The organism is Roseovarius indicus, assembly GCF_008728195.1.
Classification (GTDB): Bacteria; Pseudomonadota; Alphaproteobacteria; order Rhodobacterales; family Rhodobacteraceae; genus Roseovarius; species Roseovarius indicus.
Genome location: NZ_CP031598.1, coordinates 1,105,664 through 1,126,508 on the forward strand (window position 1 = coordinate 1,105,664; position 20,845 = coordinate 1,126,508).

Sequence of the window (20,845 nt, forward strand, 5' to 3'; positions counted from 1 at the left end):
AATGTCACTGATCCTTATCGTGGAAGACAACGACATGAACCTCGACATGCTTTCAAGGCGGCTGCAGCGGAAAGGGTATGAAATCCTGTCTGCCCGCGACGGCAGGGCCGGCGTCGAGCGGGCGCTTTCGGCAAGGCCAGACCTTATCCTCATGGATATGAGCCTCCCCGTGATCGACGGCTGGGAGGCCACGCGCCAGATCAAGGCCAACCCAGAGACGGCTTCGATTCCGGTTGTCGCGCTTACGGCTCACGCGATGGCCAGCGACCGCGACAAGGCACTCGAGGCCGGATGCGACGAGTTCTACACGAAGCCGATCGAACTGCCCGGCTTGCTAGAGATCATGACCCGCCTGCTTGGAGATTAGTCCCTGATGACAGGCAAGGAGCGCAAGGAAGAGTTGGCCTTCGCCGCGCGGGTCGCCCAGAAGCTCAACGGGCCGTCAGAGGCCATCCTCGGCTATCATGGCCTTCTTATGGAAGAGGTGCGCCGCTCCGGCCCGGCAGGGGCGATTGAGGATCTCGAGAAGATCGCGCTCGCCGCGGCACAACTCAGCCGTATGATTCTCGACCTCGCTGCAGGGCGACGTGCCCCTTCCGATGATGCCGGGGCGCAGGCGATCCTGCGCCACGACCTTCGCTCTCCGATCAACGCGATCATCGGATATTCGGAAATGGTGCTTGAGGATTTCGAGGCCGATCTGCAAAGCTCGGCCGTTCGCGACATCGGCGCCATACTGGGTGAAGCCCGTCGGTTCGCTGGCCAGATCGACGCCGCCCTCGACGGATCCGATGAAGCCGGCACGAACCACCTACCCGATTCCGAGGAACAGCTTGCCGCCGGTCTCGTGCGTAGCCTTTCTGCCATGAGTGCCGAAAAGGCCAGCTTGACGGGCCATATCCTCGTGATTGACGACGAGGCGGCCAATCGTGAAATCCTTTCCCGCTATCTCGAACGCAGAGGGCATACGGTGCGCGCCGTCGGGTCCGCGGTTGAAACTTTCAGGGCGCTGGGAGAAGAGGCATTCGACCTCGTTCTGCTCGACATTCTGATGCCCGACACGAACGGCATAGAAGTTCTGTTGCAGATCAAGGCCGACGCCGCGCTAAGGGAAATCCCCGTTGTCATGGTCTCGGGTCTGAAGGAAACCGGCGCGGTGGCGAGATGCGTGATCGCCGGCGCTGAGGATTATCTTCCCAAACCGATCGACCCCGTCCTGCTGCACGCGCGTGTCGATGCCTGCCTAGATCGGGCACAATGGCGGGCACGGGAAAAGGCATACACAAGGGAAATCCAGTACGAACGCGACAGGGCGGATGCGCTCCTGCACGCCATGCTGCCCGCACCGGTCATTCACCGGCTCAACAATGGCGAAACACAGATCGCCGACCGCTTCGGAAACGCGACAATTGTCTTCGCTGACATTGTCGGGTTCACACCTCTCGTGGCGCGGCTTGATGCCGGCGATCTGGTCGATCGGCTTTCGGCGCTGTTCTCGGCGTTCGACGAGCTCGTTTCGCGGCATCGCATTGAGAAGATCAAGACCATCGGTGATGCATACATGGCCGCCTCGGGAATCCCCGCCGAGCGCGAGGACCACGCTCACGCCGCCGTTGATTTCGCGCGCGACCTGATCCGGGCGACGGCCGAGACGAATGGCGGCGCGGTCGATATGAATGTCCGCGTGGGCATCAATTCAGGGCCGGTCATTGCCGGGCTGATCGGGCGCAAGCGCTCGGTCTATGACGTTTGGGGCGAGACCGTGAACCTGGCGAGCAGGCTGGAATCAACCGGAATGCCCGGCCGAATCCAGATATCCGAAGCAACCCGAGATGCACTAGGCGATTACCTCGACATCGTCGAAGCGCGCCAGCACGACGTAAAAGGCATCGGACTGATAACGTCGTATTTCATCGATTGACCGGCCGAGCCTTCTGCGCGGCATTCTGATGATCTCGAAAAGGCAGGGGCCGGTTCTCGCGTCGATGCGATGGTCTGGCGGGCGAGTTTCGCTTAACGTTTTCAGAAGGCGCTCGCAACGTGCGCCGGCCGATGGCCACCTTATTCACCCGTGGGGACCCGAAGCGCCATGCCACAGCTCAGGCTATTGCTGGTAACACAGGAAAACGACGCGGCGGGTGCAAACGCGGCCATCGCATTGGAGCAGGCGCGCCTCGCCTTCGATCACCACGTAGCCGAGATCGGGGCGTTGCCGAAACTCGACAGCTATGCGGCAGTTCTTCTGGCGATCGAATACCTGCCCTCGACCGAATTGGAGCGGCTGGCGGCCTTCGTTCGCGCCGGTGGCGGGCTTGTCAGCGCCTTTCGCATTCCGGCCGAGGGATGGTGGGATTTGTTCGGAATCGCCCCGCCACGCGGTGGGGCGGAGGACATCTATTCCGAACACCACAGCGAAGGGCTGGTTTTCCGGGGCAGCCTGTTCCCGTCCTTTGCCGGGATCGACCTGTCGACGGGATATGCACTGAGCCACTCCGCACTCGATATTCACCCCCTTCCAGAGGCAGAAATCGTGGCGCGCACGGGCGTCGGGCGGCCGCTGGCATGGCGGGTCAGGCGTGGCGAGGGGAGGGTTCTTTATTGGAACAGTCATATGTTGTCCCGGAAGCAGTGGCGCGGTCTGATCGTTGAATCGATCACCGCGGTGATGGCGGTTTCAGCCGTTCCGAGGGCGAACGTCGCGGTCTTTCAGGCAGACGATTTTCCAGCACCGCTGGGCGTTCCATCTGAACGTCGGCGGTGGTGGCCAGATCCCGGACCACTGCCCAGGGACTTCTACGCTGCGCGTTGGTTCCCCGACGTCCTTGCCCTGTCGCGCCGGTCCGGCTTCCCGATGACCTGTTTTGCCGTGTTCTGCTATACTTGGAAAGGAGAGGACATCGTGCCGCCCGTCACGGATAACACGCGCAAGGATTGCTTTGCAGCGTTCAGGGCCGAGCGCGGGGAGGTGGGCTTGCATGGGCTGAACCACCAGCCGCTTATGTCGTCGGTCTGGGGGGATCGTAAACGCATGGCCGACGGTCTGCATAAGGCGATGGGCTTGTGGCAGGAACAAGAACTGGGGCCGCCTCCCACGTCCTATGTTCCGGCCAACAACGAGTATGACAGTGACGGAGTAGCCGCACTTGTCGAAGCCGTGCCGTCGATTAACGCCATCTGTGGAAGTTACCTTTTGCCGGACGTGGGCACCGGGGGCGCTCGGGAATACGGGCCGGAACCTTACAACAAGAAGCTTTTCGCCTTACCTCGAGCGACATGGGGCTATGGCGGGGCCATCGGTGTTCTGGCCACCGCGGTGTCGCAGGTGGCGGCAACAGGGGTATGGTCACATTTCCTCCATCCAGACGATCTGGAAGACAAGCCCTTGCCCGGCGAGCTGGGCATAGGCCGGCGCAACCGGTCCGGCCAGTCCTGGCGGGGGATGCGACATGACCTGTCGCGTTACCTGTCCGAGATGCGCAGGCGGCATCCATGGCTTCGCGGTTGCACGACCTCCGAAGGCGCCGCCCGGCTGAAGGCGCACCTTTCAAGCGAGTGGCGCACCGATATTGGCGAAAAGAGCGTCACGGTCACCGGGCCGGTAGGCGGAACGATCGAACTGCGGATCAACGGCGAACCGGTGTCAGGCTTCGGCGCAATCCGTGGAGCGAAAACATTGCACGCAGACGAAGGCCCGGGGTTCCGCCGGCGCGTGATAGAGTTGGAGGAAATGGTGGCCGAGATCGAACTCCGGCAAATGGAACGAGTTTCCTAACCCGGGGCACGGGAGAGCATGTCGGCAAACCCTGCCGCTTCGGCGGCACTCGCAAGTTCGGTGTAGTTCAGGACGTCTTCCGACAGATCGTCGGATGTGGCCTTGCGGTGTGGCAGGTCCTCGGTTTCGGGCTGGTCAAGGCCGGTCCAGTCGCAAATGCGCCCGATCACGGACTTTGGGCTTGCCGCGAGCTCGGCATACTCGACGGAAAGCCAGTCATCGCCGTAGACCCTGCGCACGGCCTTCAGGGTTTCGGCATGCAGGCGCTCGAAGAGCTTGGCCAACCGGACAGTCTCTGCCGGGTCGATTTCGACAGGGCCGGGCTTCGGCTCCTGCGCGCGAACCGCCCAGGGACTTTGCCAAGCGGTGCTTAATGCCCCGGCCCTGACACGCGCGCGAAGCTGTGAAACCGCGCATTTGAGGTGGTTTTTTCGGGTCATCAGAACCAGCGGAACGGCGGCCGCACGAAGGCGGGCAAGATAGACCCGAGGTTCGATCAGCGACCTGTAAGACAGTTTCAGGCCGGCCGCCCGCATGTCGTCAGGGTCTTCGGCGAGAAACGTCTCGAGTTCGGCCAGTTGTTGTTGCGCCTGGTCTTCCTTGGGCACCCCGTCACGTTCGCCGAATGTGCGGATGCGTGTCGTGGGTTCGTTATCGATGCGAATATCGCGGCTGCGGGCAAGGGTTGCGGCCACGAGGTTGCTGCCGACCCGCCCCCAGGGCATCAACAGCACGAACCGGCGCCCGTTGTTGCTCACCGCCATCCCCGCAGACGATTGTAAAATGCCTGGCGCCCGGGCGATCGGGTGATCCAGTCCGATATGGCCTGACGTGTACGCCCTCGCTGAAGGGTTGCCGGGGTCGCAGCGACATCCTGCCAGAGATCCTTGTATTTGACGTTGTCGGCATACCACGCGAGATATCGCTCTCGCAGAAAGTATTGCTTCAGGGGTCCGCGCTGGCCATCCTTGTGGCGGGCCATGGCGGCCTTCCAGAAGTCGGGCCAGCCCCTGGCCGTTTCGCTCCAATCCCACAATGGCGCACGCTCAAGGTTTTCGGCTGAAAGCTCGGCAAGCGTCGAGCGGTTCAGGGCAAGGTCCCTGAGCGCAGCTGCCATCGCCTTGGGCGAGCGTTCGGCCAGGATGAAGCGGCTTTGTTTGGGCCCAAGCGCGTCTGGCACGATCCCCACACGGGTCGAGACGATGGGCACGCCCGACGCCAGCGCCTCGAGCACCGGGTTCGGCGTGCCCTCGATCTCGGAGGAACAGACGAGCACGTCTATCTCTCCATAATACTCGGCCATCTCGTCGCGGTTGCGCTTGCGCACAGTGGTGTCTGCGTAATGTGTCTCGATCTCGCAACCTTCGGCGACGAGTGTCTCGACTGCCGGAGTGAGGATGGTCCGCAAGCCTTTCGGATCGCGAACCGGGTCATTGCCCCAGTTCGGGTTGCCGACCCAGCCCACGCGCAGCGGACGGTCTTCGGTCAGCCGCTCGAGGTTGCGTGGTTTGAAACGCGCGGTGTCGGTGCCATCGGGCAGCATGGCAAGCGGGTCGGGAAACGCGTCGATGCCCGCGTATATATCGCGGAGAATTCCGGAGGAGACGGAATAGCCATCGGCATACCAGAAGGCCCTCGAACGCCATGGGAAATGCTGCGGTTCCAGATGCAGGTGATCGTAAACCGAGCAGGTGATCACCGGGCGCGCCATCGCGTCGATCAGGGTTTCCGCACCGCGAGAGAAGCGGGACGCCGCCTTGTAGATGGCCTCCGGGTTCATCAGGTGCTGGACATCGTCGCGCCAGAAAAAATGAAGGATGTCGAAGTCTTTCATAATCCCGAAGACCTGGTTCAGGAACACCTCCGGATAGCCCATGACGCCGCCCATGTAGTACCGCTCGAAGGTGAAGCGGTCGGAATGGTTGGCGATGATGTGGTCACAGATGTTGTCATAGGCCCAATCGGGCACATCCGGAAGAAGAAGAACACGAGGCTTCATCAGGCGATCCGCTGCGTCGCGGTCGTGGCCAGCATCGGGAACAGGCCTTCCTCGAGGCCAAGAAAGTCACGCTGGCCGAGCAGGTGGCCCATCAGCGCCGTGCTGCCACGGCTGTGCCGGATCTCTCCACGGCGTGCAGGGGCATGCTTGCAAGCGATGGAACGACCGGCGATGCGGTCGATGAGTTGCGCGGCCTCGGTCACCGAGGTCGAGACGCCGGTACAGACGTTGACGATATGCGCGCTGCGATCGGCGACGATCAGGTCCATCGCCCGGCTCATGACCTGCACGACGTCGGACACATGGATGAAATCGCGGGTCTGTTCGCCGTCGCCGAAGATTGTGTGCAGGGTGTCGTTTTCGGCATCGGAAATGAAGCGGGCGAGTACCCCGGCATAGGCGGAATCTGCCCTTTGCCGTGGCCCGTAGACATTGAAGAACCTCAGCCCTGCGGATGGCAGCCCGTGAATGGCGGCAAAGGCACGTGCATGATGCTCGCAGGCTAGCTTGTCGGCGCCGTAGGGGGAAAGGGGGCGTTCTGCCAGGTCTTCATGGCAGATCTCGTCTGAGCGATCACCGTAGACGGCTGCCGACGAAGCGTAGACCACCGGCACGGCCCCGTTCTGGCTGGCCTCGGACATCAGGGTCAAAGTCATCGTCGCATTGGCCCGGTGGCTGCCCAGCCAGTCGCGAATGCAGTCCTGCACGTGCACGGTGGCGGCAAGATGAAAGATGCCGTCGGTCGTGGCGCGCATGGCCTGCCGCAGCACCTGCGGATCGCCGGCATCGCCATCGATCACGGTCAACCCGTGCCAGGCAGAAATCCCGGAGAGGTTTTCCCGCCGCCCGGTCGAGAAATTGTCGATGACGGTGACTTCGTGGCCTGCGCAGAGCAGCGCACGGACGAGATGACTGCCTATGAAACCAGCGCCTCCGGTGACTATCCACGTCTTCATGGAGTGTGCCTTTCGATCAACCGTTTTGTCCTGCGCACAAGGCCTGGGAACCGCCTGATCGCAGTCTCGTAGGCGCGGAAGGCAAGGCGGTTGCCGGCGACGGTGCGGCGCAGGCGCTCCAGTCGGGTCCGGCGGCGAGAGCGGAACTTGCGAAGGTTTTCCGTTACGGTCGCGCCGTATGCCGTCATACGTGCGGCGCGCGCTTCGTCGAAAAGCGCCTGCCATGCCGGCCACCGGCTCTCCCAAGAGATCGCGGGGCGCGCGGCAAGGTTTTCAGCGCGCAGCCGGGCAAGGGTTGTCGGGTCGCCCGAGAGAGTTTCAAGCGCTTCAGCGAGCGCTTCAGGGCTGCGTTCCGAAAGGATGAAGCGGCGCTGCTCCGGTCCGAAAACGTCGCGCACGATGCCGACGTCGGTGCTGATCACGGCCGTGCCGGACGCCATCGCCTCGAGCACCGGGTTGGGTGTGCCCTCGATCGCGGCAGAGCAGACCAGCACGTCGATCCCGCGGTAGAAGGCCGGCATCTCGCTGCGGGGCAGGCGCCGCTCCGCCTTGTCGGCGAGGTGGAGTTCGAACCGGACGCCACGCGCTCTCAATATCTGGATCGCGGGCTCGAGGATTGTGCGGCGCCCCTTGAAATCCTCGCCCTCGGTGATGCCCCAGGCGCTGTTGCCGACCCAGCCGATCCGCAACGGGCCGGTTGGTTCTCGATCGTCGGGTAAAAAGAATGCTGTGTCCACACCGTCGGGCACCACATGCGCGGGCACCGGCAGATGTGGGGCCGACTTGTAGATATCACGCAGCCGTGCAGAGCAGGCGCCGCAGACATCAGATAGAGCGAACGGATTGCCGTAGTAATCCAAGTCTTCCGGATCGGTGTAGAGGTGATCGTAGATCATCGCGACCAGTGCCGGACGATCGGGTGCGAGCAGCCTTGCCCAACCGGCCTCGGACAGCGTGTCGAGATAGGCCAGCAGATCGAAACGCCACAGGAAGACAACGATATCGGATTTTGCGACGGCGGCCTCTGCGGCGCGGGTGCGGCCGAACCATTCATCGCGGCTCAGCGCAAGAAAAGAGAAGCCCGGCGGTGCAATACGCGCAAGATTGGCGGCGATGTTGTGAAACGCCCAATCCGGCTCGTCATAAAAAATCGTCACAACACCATGCATATGTTCCGGTCCGACAACCCCACCGGCCGCAACGCAGACGTTAAAATTGTACTTGAAATGACTGGGCGCCCGCCGCGTTCCGACACCGGGAATCGTTAACAGGTCCGAAGCCTGTTTTCCAACATTATCAGACTCTCCCGCGCCCTGAGTGCCGAACCGCCGATTGAACCGATGACAGAAGGCCCCTCATGAACACTTTTCCACGGCTCATTCCCGTTCCTCCACACCGGGCCCGGCGCCCGATTGGGTCGCACGGGCGTCGCGCCGGAGTGATACGCGTCAAACGCGACCGTGCTGGCGCGCATGATGCAACGCTGCGACAGCGCAGGAAGCCAGCCGCGCTTCGTCGTCATCGGACCGGGAGGTCAGAATGATCGGCACCCGTGCCCCGAGCACAAGCCCGGCGGCTTCGGCATGGCTGATGTAAGTCAACTGCTTGGCCAGCATGTTTCCCGCGTCGATATCAGGCACGACAAGCACGTCGGCATGTCCGGCCACGCGAGAATTCAGTCCCTTGGTGCGGGCGGCGGCTATATCGACGGCGTTGTCCATCGCCAGTGGTCCGTCGACCAGCCCGCCGTGGATCTGGCCGCGTTCCGCCATTTTGGACAAGAGAGCCGCATCGACCGAGGAGGGGATATCTGGGTTGACCGTCTCGACAGCCGAAAGCACACCCACCTTGGGCTCCTCGAAGCCGAGGCTGCGAGCAAGGTCGATGGCGTTCTGTACAATATCCACCTTGGTCTTGAGATCCGGCGCAATGTTGATCGCCGCGTCTGTCACCAGCAACGGGGTCGGCAGGCCGGGCACGTCCATTACGAAGACATGCGTGAACCGGCGACCGGCGCGCAGGCCCTTTTCCTTGTCAAGCGCCGCCCGGAGTACCTGATCGGTGTGAAGGTACCCCTTCATCAGGGCTCCGGCGCGCCCTTCGTGAACCAGTGCCACGGCACGATGTGCTGCGGCATCGTGGTCCGTCTCCGCAACGATCTCTATATCGGACAGGTCTTCGTTCAACGCACCGGCCGCCTCGGCGATCTTGTCAGGGTCGCCAACAAGTATCGGCTCGATCAGCGTATGGCGCCGCGCCAGCAATGCGCCGCCCAAAGAGTTCACCTCTTCGGGGCAGATCACGGCGGTCACCAGTGCGGGCAACGGCTCGGCCAATTTCTGAAGTTTCTCGAAATGCCGGTGCCGTTGAACGATCAGCCCGGGCAGGTCGTGGCTGGAATAGCTCACCTTCTTCCGGGGCGCCTCCACGATGGCCTCGCCCGCGACGATAAGCGCGCCGTCCTTGACGCGTCTCACCTCGGTGTCGAGCGTAACTGTGAAATCGGCGTCGTTCTTGCCGGTGACGGTGACCGTGCTCTCCAATTCCTCGCCCGCATGCGCGCGATCGTGGAATACAAAATTCTGCGCCCGGTAAAGCGTGCCGGCCCCGGGAAGCAGGTTCCCCAATACCGCTGTGATCAGCGAGCCAACGAACAGCCCGGGCGCGACCGCCTCGTTGTGACCATCGCCATCGCCGTCAGCGTCGAAGATGTGCATCGGGTTGTGGTTGCCGGAGACATTGGCAAAGACGATCATGTCGTCCTGTGTGCACAGGCGCCGCAGGGACTCCGTGCTGCCGATTTCAAGTTCGTCGAAAGTTCGGTTCTCGATTTTCACGGTGGCGCATCCGTTCTTGGGCAAGAGACCCGGGTTTAGTCGGAAATTCGAAAGGATATGTCCACACGGAATACCCATGAAGTACCAGACATGTGACACGTCAGGTGCACTCTCGTGACGTCATCGACGCAGGTCGCGGCTTTTCCGTGCATGCTCCGCTCTCGTGTCGAACAAGTCTCCGCGATGGACCGCCACCCGCTCTTGCACTTACACTCGAGCCGGACCACATAGCTGGGATCGGTCAGGACCGATCCGGCCTGAAACGGATGCTTTGACGATTGGCGTTGCGCGTATGACCATTGCGGCGAAATCACTGCAAGCCTTGGCCGCCATGCCGGGGCGGGCGCTTCGTGTCGTGCGTTTTGGCAAGATGACGACCGATTTGCCCGGGTGCATGGCGTCTTGATTTACCGGCGTTCCCTGCTTGCGGCCCTGGCAGCCGTGGTGCTGTCACTGCTGCTTCACGGGGTGGTCCTGAACGTCGCTTCGCGCGACGTGGCACCGGAACCGGATGGGGCCGAGGCGCCACCACCCGAGGCCGGCGGCACCTTCGAGGACTTCGCCGACGTGGCGCCGGAAATGCCCGAGCCCGAGACGACCGAGCCAGCCGAACCGCCCGAGGTCACGTCGCCAGAACCAGTCGAGGACATGACCCCCAGCACTGAAGCATTGGTTGCCACGGACACTCCTCAATACGACAGGGCACCGGATAGCGGGTCGGCCGAGGTGGTGTCTCCGGATGCGGCCGAGCCGTCCGAAAGCCCGGTGCCCGAAGCCGCCCCGCCGCCCGAGGGTGAGGCCGACTCGGCCGAGCCGGTCGAGCCGGTCGAGCCCGATGCTGCGACGGAAACAGCCGAGGTCGAGGCCGAAACCAACCCGGAAGAGGCCGAAGCGCCTGAAGAGACCCAGGAGGAAGCGCCCGAGGAAACAGTGCAGCCGGACGAGCCCGAGATGGTCATCGCGTCCTTGCCCGACGAGGCCGAAATTCCAATCGAGACCGGCGATGAGACGACAGAAGGCGCGGCGGTCACCCGCTCGCTGCGTCCGCCGAAGGTGCGCCCTTCGGAAGAGGCCTTGGCCGCTCGTTCCGCCACGCAGGATGGCGGGTCGGAAAACGGCTCTGAGAGAACCACCATACGTAGTAGCGGACTCGAACTCCTGGCACAGGAAGGCAGTATCTCGTCAACCGGAGCGTCGCCCTTTGACGCGTCGAGGGCCACGGGAAATGCGGGAGAGACAAACTATGCCGGGCGCGTTTTGATGCAGCTCAACCGAGCGCCACGCATCGCTACCTCCTCCAAGGGCACGGCACGTGTGCAGTTTCAGATCAATGCCGACGGCTCGGTTGGCTGGGTTCGGGTTCTCGGCAGCTCGGGTTCGGAGGGAATCGAGCGGGCCGCCGCCGCACAGGTGCGCCGGGCAGCCCCCTTTCCGCCGCCCCCGGCCGGAACGATCCGGCGGCTTGTCTTCGTGTACCACAGCAATTGACGGGTCGGCTTGACGGATAAAAAGTACCGGCCTAGCGCCGGTGACGGGATCGGAACACAACTGAAAGGGCACGCGCAAACACGGTGCCTAGAAATAGGGAAGATGCAGATGAGACTCATCCGGAATACGAGCGCAGCCTGCGCGGCCAGCCTGATCGCAGCCTTCGGAGGTATCGCGCAGGCGCAGGAGGTGCAGGAGGCGAGGAAGGCCGTGTCGATTGAGCTGAACGCGATCAAACCCACCGACGGGGGCTGTACTCTCACCTTCCTCGCGCAGAATGGACACGACAGTGCGATCGACAAGGTCGTCTACGAAACGGTGCTCTTCGACACCTCCGGTCAGGTCGATCGACTGACCCTCTTCGATTTCGGTACGTTGCCTGCCGGCCGCCCCCGCGTGCGTCAGTTCACCGTATCGGGCATCACATGCGAGGGCCTCGGCCAGATCCTGATCAACGGCGCCCATACCTGCGATGCGGCGAGCCTTGATGACAATGCCTGCGAGGCCGGGCTGATCCTTGAAACCCGCACCGAGATTGAGGTGATCGGATGAACCAGATGATTGAAAGCCTGCGCCAGATCATCGACCTCGGTGGGCCGGTGGTCGCCATCTTGCTGGCGGTGTCTGTCGTGACGCTGGCCACCATCCTTTTCAAGGTCTGGCAGTTCGCCGCGGCCGGTGTTGGCCGGCACAAGTCGCTTCGCGATGCGGTGGCGGCTTGGGACCGCGGTGACCGCACAGGGGCCACCTTCGCCCTCAATGCTTCAAAAAGCTACCTCGTGCCGGTGATCGAAATGGCCTTCGCCGCCGATCCTGAAGACACCAAGCGCCTCATCGCCGAGGCTGAAGTGCGCTTTGCCCGGCTGGAACGCGGCTTCCGCCTGCTCGACAGCGTGGCGCAACTGGCGCCACTTCTTGGCCTCTTCGGCACCGTGCTGGGCATGATCGACGCCTTCCAGTCGCTGCAGGATGCGGGTGCACAGGTCGATCCCTCTCTGCTTGCAGGCGGCATCTGGGTGGCGCTGCTGACAACCGCCGTGGGGCTCGCCGTGGCCATGCCCACCGCCATGGTCCTGAGCTGGCTCGAAGGCCGAATGGACACCGAGCGCGTGATCGCCGAGCGGGCCATCACCACGGTTCTGCATCCGCAATGGCATCACCAGGCTCACGGTCAGGAAGAGGCGGACCCCTCCTATGCGTAACCCCGCCCGACGGCGGCGGCTGTCGATGACGTCGCTGATCGACGTCATCTTCCTGCTGCTGCTGTTCTTCATGCTGTCCTCGACCTTCTCCCGCTTTTCCGAGGTGGAAATCTCGGCGGCCGGGTCGGGCGGTGCGACCGAAAGTGAAACGCAGATGAGCTTCCTGCAGCTCGGCGAGAACAGCCTTCGCATGAATGGCGAGGACATCGACCTGACCAACCTGTCGCAAGAGTTTTCCGAAATTGCGCCCGACGCGGAAACGCTCCGCGTCCTCGTCAGCCTTCGCGACGAGGTCACGGCCCAAAGGCTGACCGACGTTCTGGTAGTGCTGCGCGGCATCGACCGGCTCAACATCAACGTGCTGGGGTCGTGATGCGAAAACGGCGGCAAGGCACTCGGCGCGAACCCACCATCGCCCTGATCAACATCGTCTTCCTGATGCTGGTCTTCTTCATGGTGGCGGGCACGCTTTCGACGCCGCTCGACAAGGACGTGACCCTCGTGCGCACGGCCGAGTTGGAAGGCCGGGCACCGCCCGATACCCTTGTCGTGCACGAAAACGGCCGGATGACCTATCGCGGCAACGATATTGCCTCGGCCGAAGCGTTCCTGCAGGCCCGTCCCGAAGACGGGCGCGAGGTGGTCCGGATCGTACCCGACGCGGCCCTGTCGGCCACCGTCCTGGTGGACTTGGCCCGCGCCTTGCGCGCGGCCGGGGCCCAACGGGTCGTCCTGGTCACGGAGCGCGGGTTGGAATGACCCGTCAGGAAAACGCGCGAAATGCCTCTAACGCCTTCCCGGCATAAACCGTGCCCGGTCCACCGGACAGCTCGACCGCAACCATCAACGCCTCTACCGCTTCAGCTTCGCTGGCGCCGTGCCGGGCGGCGGCGCGGGCATGAACCGCGATGCACCCCTCGCAGCGGATCGCGACCGAAATCGATAGCGCCATCAACTCCTTGGTCTTCTTGTCGATCGCCCCGTCGGCCGAGGCCGCCTTGTAGAGCGCCGCAAAGGCCCCCATCGTCTCCGGCGCGGCCTCCATCAACATCTTGTTGCCCTGGTCGACGGTGCGTGCGGTGTCGCGATAGCTGTCCATGCCGGTTCCTTTCACGAGATAAGCGCGGTTTCGGGCGTCTCGACGATACGAGACAGATCGTTGATGAAGGCCATCGCGTCCGCCCCGTCGTGGCAGCGATGATCGAAACTCAGGCTCGCGTTCAGCACCGGCCGCACGACGGCCTGCCCGTCCTCAGCCCAGACCCTGTCACGCAGGCGCGAGACCCACAGGATGCCGGTTTGTGGCGGCACGATGATCGGCGTGCTGTACTCGATCATCGCACTTTCAAGATTGCCCGTGTTCGAGAGCGTGAAACTGCCCTCACGCAATTCCTCGGGCGTGAGAGTGCCATCGCGGCCCCGGTCCGTCATCCCGGCCAGCTCCGATGCGACGGTCGCGCCCGTTTTGCCGGCCACGTCCCTCAGGACCGGCACCAGAAGCCCGCGGTCGCTGGCCAGCGCAATCCCGAGATTCACCCGCTTGTGCAGTGTCAATGTCTGCGCCGCGTCATCGGTGGTCGCGTTCAGCCGTGGATGGCGGGTCAGCGCGGCTGCGAGGCATTTTACCAGAAGCGCCGTCAGCGAAATCTTCGTTCCGGTGAGCTCCACTGCTCCGCCAAGGCGGCGCTGCATCCCGGCAAGCGCGCTGCCATCCATCTGGAAGTGAATCGTCGAATGCACACTCGTACGTATCGATTGCGAAAGCCGGGCAGCCATGGCTTGCCGCAACGGGCTTTGTGGTTCGGTCCGGGTCTCTTCTGACGGGGCAGTGCTGCCGGGCGCAGTGGCCAATTCGACGTCTGGCCGCGTGACCGCACCGTCCGGTCCGCTGCCCACGATCGTGTCGAGGTTGACCCCGGTCTCGGCGGCCAGTTTGCGCGTCGCCGGGCTGGCGACAACGGGGCGTTCGGCGGTTGCAGGCGGTGGCTCGACTGTCTCTTCCACAAGGGCAGGCGCGGCCTGGATAGCGGGATAATGTGCCTCGCCTTCGAAGATCAACAAGACCTCGCCGACCTTCACAAGGTCGCCCGGCGTCCAGCACAGCTGCGCCACCGTACCACTCCTTGGAGACGCCAATTCGACATCGGCCTTGTCTGTGCTGACGACAGCGACGTCGTCGCCTTCCTCGACCGTGTCGCCTACGGCAACCAGCCACTCGACCAGCGACGCCTCGCTTATCCCCTCGCCGATATCCGGCAGTCGAAAATCCGAACTCAAAACGCAAACTCCGTCACGCGGGTGATGCCGGCGCGGATGTTGCTGGCCGTGGGCCGGTACATCTCGTCGCCTATGCTGAAATGATAAGGCACGTCGGGCGCGCCCACGCGGTCTATCGGCGCCCGCAGGTAACCGAACGCCTTCTCCTGAAGGACAGCTGCCAGCTCCGCGCCGAACCCCATCGTCACCGGCGCCTCGTGGGCAATCACAACGCGGCCCGTCTTGCGCACCGAGGCAAGGATCGTTTCGACGTCATAGGGCATGAGACTGCGCAAATCGATCACCTCGACCTCCGCGCCGCCTGAGGCCGCCAGCGTATCGGCCACCCTCTCACACTCATGCACGATCGGCCCGTAGGCCAGAAGCGTCGCATCGGCCCCCGGTCGTACAATTCGCGCCTCGCCGAATTCAGCCGGCACGCCATCCGTATCGAACTCCGCGCTCATCGACCGGTAAAGCGGCACCGGCTCCAGCAACAGCACCGGGTCCGGGTCCTGCACCGCCGCGATCATCATGCGATAGGCGTCCTCCGGCGTTGAAGGGCTCAGCACCTTGATGCCGCCATGATGAAAGAAATAGGCCTCGGCGCTCTGCGAGTGCCAGAACCCGCCCTTGATCCCCCCGAAGGACGGCGAGCGGATGACCAGCGGGCAGGAATACTGGCCACCCGACGCCCAGCGATACCGCGCGGCACAGAACATGATGTGCTCGAACGCGTCGTGGATGAAGCCCGAGAACTGCATCTCCACAATGGGCCGCAACCCGTACAGGGCCATGCCGATCGCATGCGCCACGATCCCCTTCTCGTCGAGCGGCGTGTCGATCACTCGGTTCCCGCCAAATCGCTGCGCCAACCCCGTCGAGGTCCGGAAGATACCGCCCGAACGCCCCACATCCTCGCCCATCAGCACCACGCTGTCGTCGGTCTCCAGCATATGCGCCATGCCCGCGCGCAGCGCCTCGAGCATCGTCAGCGTCTGCGGGCTCATGCGCGGGGCTCCAACTCGTCCAGAAGGCGTCGCTTCTGTTCCTCCAACAACCAGGTCGGCGTCTCGAACGTGTCGTCGAACATCGTCTCCGGGGCGGGGAAGGGCAGGGCCTCTGCCGCCGTGACGGCCTCCGCGATCTCGGCCCGCACGCGCTCCCACAAGGCCGCCTCGCGCGCCTCGTCCCAGAAGCCGCGCGCCTCGAGATATTTTCGTGTCCGAGGCAGCGGGTCCCATTGCTCCCATTCCGCCACGTCCGACCGGTCGCGGTATAGGTCGGGGTCGTCCGAGGTTGTATGCAGCCCCATCCGGTAGGTCACTGCCTCGACCAGGCTGGGGCCTTCCGAGGCGCAAAGGTCGTAGGCCTCCTTGACCACGGAATAGACGGCCAACGGGTCGTTCCCGTCGACACGCCGATTGCGGATGGCATAGGCATCGCCCTTCTCGGCAAAGGTCCGCGTCGCGGTCTGGGTGCTTGTGGGGGTCGACACCGCCCATCCGTTGTTCTCGCACAGGAACACGATGGGCGGGCGGTGTACGCCGGAGAAGTTCAACGCCGAATGAAATTCTCCGCGAGAGGTCGAACCATCGCCGAAAAACACCAGGAACCGCGTGTCATCTCCCCGAAGGCGCGCCGCCCATGCGGCCCCGGCGGCATGGGGAATGTAAGAGCCGACCTGCGTCGTCATCGGAACGACATTGACCCGCCGGTCGCCCATCAGCGTCGGCAGGCGTCGCCCCTTCAGCGGGTCGCCCTCGCGCCCGAAGAACTGCGCAAACATCTGCAGCAGCGGCACCCCACGCAACAGCATGCAGCCCGGATGACGGTAACCGAGGAAGATCCAGTCGCTATCGGCAAATGCCAGCGTCGCGGCGACGTGCACGGCTTCAAGGCCACGGTGCGGGATCCAGAACTCCACCCGGCCCGAGCGCTGAAGCTTGAACCCGCGCTCGTCGATGGCCCGGACAAGCACCAGCATTTCATACAACCGCACAAGCGTCGCCTCATCAAGCCCGGGGTCGGGCAGGGTGCCCGAGACATTCCCATCCCGGTCGAGCACCTGAAGGATGCCGTGTGCCTCCGCCTCTCCCAGCGGGCAGACCGATGACCGGGCCGGGCCCTCCTTCGCCCGACTGGTGCCCTTCGCCGTTCTTGCCATGCCGCCCTCCCATCGCGCAGTATGGAAATCATGATTGTCATGAATAACGTATAGTCGTATACTAATATAGTTATGAGTCAACGTCGGTTTTCCCGGCACCAAACGGCAAGGGCCCCCGGGCCCGGGAGGATTGCATGCCGGACAGCCCCGAACGGGTTCTCGTGACGAAGATCGGCTTCGACGGCCATGACCGTGGAAGCCGCGTGGTCGCCGCCTTCCTGCGCGATGCAGGAATGGAGGTGATCTACACACCCCCCTGGCAACGGATCGAGGCGGTTGTCCGGCTTAGCCAGCAGGAAGATGTCGACGTGATCGGCGTCAGCTCGCTGGCCACCGATCACCTGATCGTGCCCGACCTCATGAAAGCGCTGGCCGAAGCCGGCATGGGCCATGTCCGGGTGATCGTGGGCGGTATCGTGCCCAAACCGGAAGAGGCCGACCTCACCGGGGCCGGCGTCAGCGCGGTCTTCGGGCCGGGCGCCACGAGCGAGGAGATCGTGACGACCGTGCGCAGGCTGGCCGCCGAAGCGCGCGACACACGCGCCGAAATGGAGGAGATGGAATGACCGAAGACGCAAAGCCCGGGATGGATGGCACGCTGGACGCGGCCCTGTCGCGCTGGAAGGAACGCTATGATGGCGAGATCGGTACCGACCGCGACGTCGTCAACCGATCCGGCATCAGGATCAAGCCGATCTACACACCGAAAGACTGGTCGTCCGAGAATTACGACAAGGCGCTCGGCATGCCGGGCGAGGCGCCCTTTACACGCGGCATTTACGCCACCATGCACCGTGGCCGCACCTGGACCCAGCGCCAGCTGATCGGCTTGGGCACACCCTCGGATTACAACGGCCGCGTCCGCATCCTTCTCGACAAGGGCGCCACCGCGATCAGCCTTCTGCCCTGTAACTCCGGCTTCCGCGGCATCGATTGCGATGAAAGCCCCGTGCCACTACTCGGCACCTGCGGCACGGTCATCAACACGGTCGAACACATGGAAACGGCGCTCGACGGTGTGCCCATCGACAAGATTTCCACCGCGATGAACGACCCGACGCCGTTCACGCTCTTTGCCTTCCTTCTGGGCGTGGCCAAACGCCGGGGCGTGCCGCTCGACAAGATCACCGGCACCGCGAACCAGTCGGACTACATCTCGCACTTTGTCGCTAACCACATGTTCTATCGGCTGAGCCAGCCCGGCGCGCGGCGGGTTTTCGTCGATCACGTGAAGTATTGCCGCGACCGGGTGCCGAACTGGAACCCGGTCTCGGTGGTGGGTCAGCACATGCAACAGGCCGGCGCGACCCCGGCCGAAACCATGGGTTTCACGCTCTCGACCGCGATCCAGTACGCCGAAGACTGCATCAACGCCGGAATGGACCCCGATCACGTGCTGCGCCGGTTTACCTTCTTCTTCGACATCTCCATCAGCATGTTCGAGGAGGTGGCCAAATTCCGCGCCGGCCGGCGCATCTGGGCGCGCATCGCCCGCGACCGGTTCGGTTGCAAGGATCCTCGCGCCTGGCGGTTCAAGTTCCACGGGCAGACATCGGGCGTCGACCTCACACGTCAGCAACCTCTCAACAACATCGCTCGGGTCGCGGTGCAGGCCATGGCGGGGGTGATGGGCGGGCTCCAGTCGCTGCACACCGACAGCTATGACGAAGCCATCGCCTGCCCCTCGGAGGAACCCGCCAAGATCGCCGTGGCAACCCAGAACATCCTGCGGGAGGAGGCGCATCTGTGCGACGTTATCGATCCGCTCGGCGGTTCCTTCTACGTCGAATCGCTGACCGACGAGATGGAGGCCAAGATCCTCGAGGTGATGGAGATCATCGAGAACGCGGGCGGCATGTACGCCGCCGTCGACACCGGCCTCGTGCAACGGATGATCGGGCGCTCGGCGCTGGCCTTCCAGAACCGCGTCGAAGCTGGCGAGGAAGGTATCGTCGGTGTGAATGTCTTCACCTCGGCCAATGAAACCGTGGAAGAACCCGAACCCTACCGCCCCGATCGCGCGGCGATGGAAGAGCATGTCAGACGCTTCCGCGCTTTCAAGTCTGACCGCGATCAGCAGCAGGTGTCCCGGGCCCTCTCCGATCTCGCCCGCGCCGCGAACGGTGCCGAGAATGTCTACGAAAAGGTCGTCGATGCGGCGATGGCCGATGTCACCCATGGCGAAATCGTCACCTGCCTCCGCGCCGAGCTGGGTTTCGGACACCCGGTGATGGTGGCCTGATGGATGACGGGATCGCACGGCGCGCCGATCGCATCGCCGAGGCCGTGCGCCGGGGCGAGCCGGCGGCGCTCGGTCGTGCTCTGAGCCTGGTGGAAGGGGGCGGGGCGCTGGGCAACGCCCTGTCGGCCCGGTTCCGCGATAGCGCGGGCAGCGCCCGGCTCGTGGGTGTGACCGGCCCGCCGGGGTCGGGCAAATCCACCCTCGTCGACGCCCTGATCGGCGAATGGCGCAGCCGGGAAAAGCGCGTGGCGGTCCTTGCGGTCGACCCCGTCAGCCCCCGCACCGGCGGTGCAGTCCTGGGCGATCGCACCCGCATGGGTGAGCGCAGCCTCGATGACGACGTCTTCATCCGCTCCGTCTCGGCCCGTGGTCATCTCGGCGGGCTGTGCGCCGCCGCGCGCGGCATGGTTGCCGCGATGGAAGCCGCCGGATGGGACCTGATCGTGCTCGAAACGGTCGGTGCCGGCCAATCCGAAACCGAAGTTGCCGAGATCGCCGACTGCACCCTCGTGGTCTCGGCGCCCGGGCTCGGCGACGAGTTGCAGGCGATCAAGGCGGGCATACTCGAGATCGGCAATATCCTCGTGGTGAACAAGTGCGACCGGCCCGGCGCTGGCGAGACGGCGCGTGACCTGTCCGCCATGCTTAAACTGCGGCAGGGCGAGGCCGCCCGAGTGCCCGTGGTGCAGGTGTCCGCCACCACGGGCGAGGGGATCGGCACGCTCGCAGCCGAGATCGATACCCGTCTCGCCGCCACGCGTCGGGGACCCCCCGGTACAGTTCCGGCCAGACCCTCGCCGGATTTCGGCGGCTACGTCTGCGCGGGCCTCCCCGATACCGAAGACCCCGCGCTCGCCGCTCTTTTCCGCCGCGCCGCGTCAGACCCGGAGCTTGCGCAAAGGCTACTCGAACTTGCGGGCAGCCAGAAGAAGCCAAGCGGACGTTAGGGTACGGGCTTCAACCCTCCTCCCGCCTTGCCCCTGTCGAACCGAAGCGGCATGATGCCGGTCCGGCCACAGGCAGCACCCGGGGCGGCCGCAAAAGCACTACAACACAGGATCGGAATGGACACCCTCAACACATATCCCCAGTTCCGTCAGGTCGCAGATACGCTGCGCCGCCGGATCGAGACGGGTGAGTACCGCAAGGGCGAGACCATTCCCACCGCGGCCCAGCTTGAGGACAGCTTCGATGTCAGCAACATCACCATCCGCAAGGCGCTGTCGATCCTTTCGGGCGAAGGCCTGATCGAAAGCCAGCGGGGTCGCGGCACATTCGTTACCGGCAAGGCCGAGGACGCCCGCGTCCTCGTGGCTATGTCGCACGATTTCTCCGAATGGGCCGACACGGCCGGGGGCGGCAATCTCGAGATCAGCCAGAAGGTCCTCGACATCGCCGTCCGGCCCGGCCCGCCGGCCGTGGCTGCCCGGCTGGGCGTGGCCGCCGACACCGACCTCTGGCGCATGCGCCGCCTCCGCCGGATCAAGAACAACCCGGTCTCCTACCACATCAATTTCGGCACGGTCGCTCTGCTGGGCGGCATCAGCGAAGGCATGATGGACGGCAACCGCAAGTTCGTCGACGTCATCCGACAGGAATGCGGCCTCCGCCTTCACAAGATGGAGCAGACTGTCGAGGCGATCGCCGCCGACCGTGATCTCGCCCGCATTCTCGAAGCGGAGTTCGGCGAACCGACCTTCTTTGTCACCAACGTCTATTCCGATCCCGACGGCGAAGCCGTGGCCGTAAGCCACCTTTACCTTCGCGGACGGCACTATGCATATCAGACAACGATGACGCTCGACGACGAAGCCGGCTCCTAATAGTGTGCGGTCCCTTTCGCGCTCCCGAAAGGCACAACCAATCCTGCGATAGCGGAAAACGCCATATGGCACCGGACCGGGTAGGGTGAATCTACCGCGCAAC

Annotated in this window: 21 protein-coding genes; 12 read left to right on the top strand and 9 right to left on the bottom strand. The window is 63.9% G+C overall.

Going from position 1 to position 20,845, the window contains the following annotated elements; translation table 11 throughout:
• Position 1 precedes the first annotated feature (1 nt).
• The 3 genes from RIdsm_RS05200 (at position 2) to RIdsm_RS05210 (ending at position 3,772) form a co-directional block, all read left to right on the top strand.
• Entirely contained in the window at positions 2-367 is a 366-nt protein-coding gene (locus RIdsm_RS05200; RefSeq protein ID WP_057820092.1) for a response regulator, read from the top strand.
• A gap of 33 nt (positions 368-400) precedes the next feature.
• Positions 401-1,921: an adenylate/guanylate cyclase domain-containing protein gene (locus tag RIdsm_RS05205; RefSeq protein WP_160325887.1), complete on the top strand. Its 1,521-nt coding sequence runs from the start codon at positions 401-403 to the stop codon at positions 1,919-1,921.
• 168 nt (positions 1,922-2,089) lie between these two features.
• Positions 2,090-3,772, top strand: a complete 1,683-nt coding sequence (locus RIdsm_RS05210) for a DUF2194 domain-containing protein (RefSeq protein ID WP_057820088.1) — start codon at positions 2,090-2,092, stop codon at positions 3,770-3,772.
• On the opposite strand, the gene RIdsm_RS05215 is transcribed toward RIdsm_RS05210, so the two are convergent.
• The 5 genes from RIdsm_RS05215 to RIdsm_RS05235 all read right to left on the bottom strand — a co-directional run bounded on the left by RIdsm_RS05215 (position 3,769) and on the right by RIdsm_RS05235 (position 9,564).
• The gene (locus tag RIdsm_RS05215) at positions 3,769-4,536 is read right to left on the bottom strand and encodes a hypothetical protein (protein WP_057820086.1); all 768 of its coding nucleotides are present in this window, start codon (positions 4,534-4,536) and stop codon (positions 3,769-3,771) included. The genes RIdsm_RS05210 and RIdsm_RS05215 overlap by 4 nt on opposite strands.
• Positions 4,527-5,771, bottom strand: a complete 1,245-nt coding sequence (locus RIdsm_RS05220; protein WP_057820084.1) for a glycosyltransferase family 4 protein — start codon at positions 5,769-5,771, stop codon at positions 4,527-4,529. The genes RIdsm_RS05215 and RIdsm_RS05220 overlap by 10 nt, the downstream gene beginning before the upstream one ends.
• Positions 5,771-6,727, bottom strand: a complete 957-nt coding sequence (locus RIdsm_RS05225) for an NAD-dependent epimerase/dehydratase family protein (RefSeq protein WP_057820082.1) — start codon at positions 6,725-6,727, stop codon at positions 5,771-5,773. Before RIdsm_RS05225 ends, RIdsm_RS05220 begins: the two co-directional genes overlap by 1 nt.
• Complete coding sequence (locus tag RIdsm_RS05230; protein ID WP_057820080.1) at positions 6,724-7,896, bottom strand: glycosyltransferase family 4 protein; 1,173 nt, start codon at positions 7,894-7,896, stop codon at positions 6,724-6,726. The genes RIdsm_RS05225 and RIdsm_RS05230 overlap by 4 nt, the downstream gene beginning before the upstream one ends.
• Before the next feature lie 279 nt (positions 7,897-8,175).
• The gene (locus RIdsm_RS05235; protein ID WP_057820177.1) at positions 8,176-9,564 is read right to left on the bottom strand and encodes a bifunctional enoyl-CoA hydratase/phosphate acetyltransferase; all 1,389 of its coding nucleotides are present in this window, start codon (positions 9,562-9,564) and stop codon (positions 8,176-8,178) included.
• A gap of 402 nt (positions 9,565-9,966) precedes the next feature.
• Here RIdsm_RS05235 and RIdsm_RS05240 point away from each other — a divergent pair, with 402 nt between their 5' ends.
• The 5 genes from RIdsm_RS05240 (at position 9,967) to RIdsm_RS05260 (ending at position 13,013) form a co-directional block, all read left to right on the top strand.
• The gene (locus RIdsm_RS05240; RefSeq protein ID WP_143100482.1) at positions 9,967-11,052 is read left to right on the top strand and encodes an energy transducer TonB; all 1,086 of its coding nucleotides are present in this window, start codon (positions 9,967-9,969) and stop codon (positions 11,050-11,052) included.
• A 102-nt stretch (positions 11,053-11,154) separates the two neighbouring features.
• Positions 11,155-11,604 carry a hypothetical protein gene (locus tag RIdsm_RS05245; protein ID WP_236553382.1) on the top strand — a complete coding sequence of 150 codons (450 nt, stop codon included), beginning with the start codon at positions 11,155-11,157 and terminating at the stop codon, positions 11,602-11,604.
• Positions 11,605-11,609: 5 nt separating this feature from the next.
• Positions 11,610-12,254, top strand: coding sequence for a MotA/TolQ/ExbB proton channel family protein (locus RIdsm_RS05250; protein WP_057820175.1), 645 nt, complete (start codon positions 11,610-11,612; stop codon positions 12,252-12,254).
• Positions 12,247-12,627, top strand: a complete 381-nt coding sequence (locus tag RIdsm_RS05255; protein WP_235607849.1) for an ExbD/TolR family protein — start codon at positions 12,247-12,249, stop codon at positions 12,625-12,627. The genes RIdsm_RS05250 and RIdsm_RS05255 overlap by 8 nt, the downstream gene beginning before the upstream one ends.
• Entirely contained in the window at positions 12,627-13,013 is a 387-nt protein-coding gene (locus RIdsm_RS05260) for an ExbD/TolR family protein (protein WP_057820073.1), read from the top strand. Before RIdsm_RS05255 ends, RIdsm_RS05260 begins: the two co-directional genes overlap by 1 nt.
• 4 nt (positions 13,014-13,017) lie before the next feature.
• On the opposite strand, the gene RIdsm_RS05265 is transcribed toward RIdsm_RS05260, so the two are convergent.
• The 4 genes from RIdsm_RS05265 to RIdsm_RS05280 are packed head-to-tail and all read right to left on the bottom strand — an operon-like array spanning position 13,018 to position 16,677.
• Positions 13,018-13,368 (bottom strand): carboxymuconolactone decarboxylase family protein, encoded by a 351-nt coding sequence (locus RIdsm_RS05265; protein ID WP_244955849.1) that lies wholly within the window; start codon positions 13,366-13,368, stop codon positions 13,018-13,020.
• A complete protein-coding gene (locus tag RIdsm_RS05270) occupies positions 13,365-14,531 on the bottom strand; it encodes a dihydrolipoamide acetyltransferase family protein (protein ID WP_057820069.1) in 1,167 nt (388 codons plus the stop codon). Before RIdsm_RS05270 ends, RIdsm_RS05265 begins: the two co-directional genes overlap by 4 nt.
• Positions 14,528-15,520, bottom strand: a complete 993-nt coding sequence (locus RIdsm_RS05275; protein ID WP_057820067.1) for an alpha-ketoacid dehydrogenase subunit beta — start codon at positions 15,518-15,520, stop codon at positions 14,528-14,530. The genes RIdsm_RS05270 and RIdsm_RS05275 overlap by 4 nt, the downstream gene beginning before the upstream one ends.
• The gene (locus tag RIdsm_RS05280) at positions 15,517-16,677 is read right to left on the bottom strand and encodes a thiamine pyrophosphate-dependent dehydrogenase E1 component subunit alpha (RefSeq protein WP_057820065.1); all 1,161 of its coding nucleotides are present in this window, start codon (positions 16,675-16,677) and stop codon (positions 15,517-15,519) included. Before RIdsm_RS05280 ends, RIdsm_RS05275 begins: the two co-directional genes overlap by 4 nt.
• Positions 16,678-16,811: 134 nt before the next feature.
• Between RIdsm_RS05280 and RIdsm_RS05285 the strand changes: the two genes are divergently transcribed.
• The 4 genes from RIdsm_RS05285 (at position 16,812) to RIdsm_RS05300 (ending at position 20,742) form a co-directional block, all read left to right on the top strand.
• Positions 16,812-17,243: a cobalamin B12-binding domain-containing protein gene (locus tag RIdsm_RS05285; RefSeq protein ID WP_057820063.1), complete on the top strand. Its 432-nt coding sequence runs from the start codon at positions 16,812-16,814 to the stop codon at positions 17,241-17,243.
• Entirely contained in the window at positions 17,240-18,919 is a 1,680-nt protein-coding gene (locus tag RIdsm_RS05290) for an acyl-CoA mutase large subunit family protein (protein WP_057820061.1), read from the top strand. The genes RIdsm_RS05285 and RIdsm_RS05290 overlap by 4 nt, the downstream gene beginning before the upstream one ends.
• Complete coding sequence (gene meaB, locus RIdsm_RS05295; RefSeq protein WP_057820060.1) at positions 18,919-19,866, top strand: methylmalonyl Co-A mutase-associated GTPase MeaB; 948 nt, start codon at positions 18,919-18,921, stop codon at positions 19,864-19,866. The genes RIdsm_RS05290 and meaB overlap by 1 nt, the downstream gene beginning before the upstream one ends.
• Before the next feature lie 117 nt (positions 19,867-19,983).
• On the top strand, positions 19,984-20,742 hold the full coding sequence (locus RIdsm_RS05300) for a GntR family transcriptional regulator (protein ID WP_057820059.1): 759 nt from the start codon (positions 19,984-19,986) through the stop codon (positions 20,740-20,742).
• Positions 20,743-20,845: the final 103 nt, after the last annotated feature.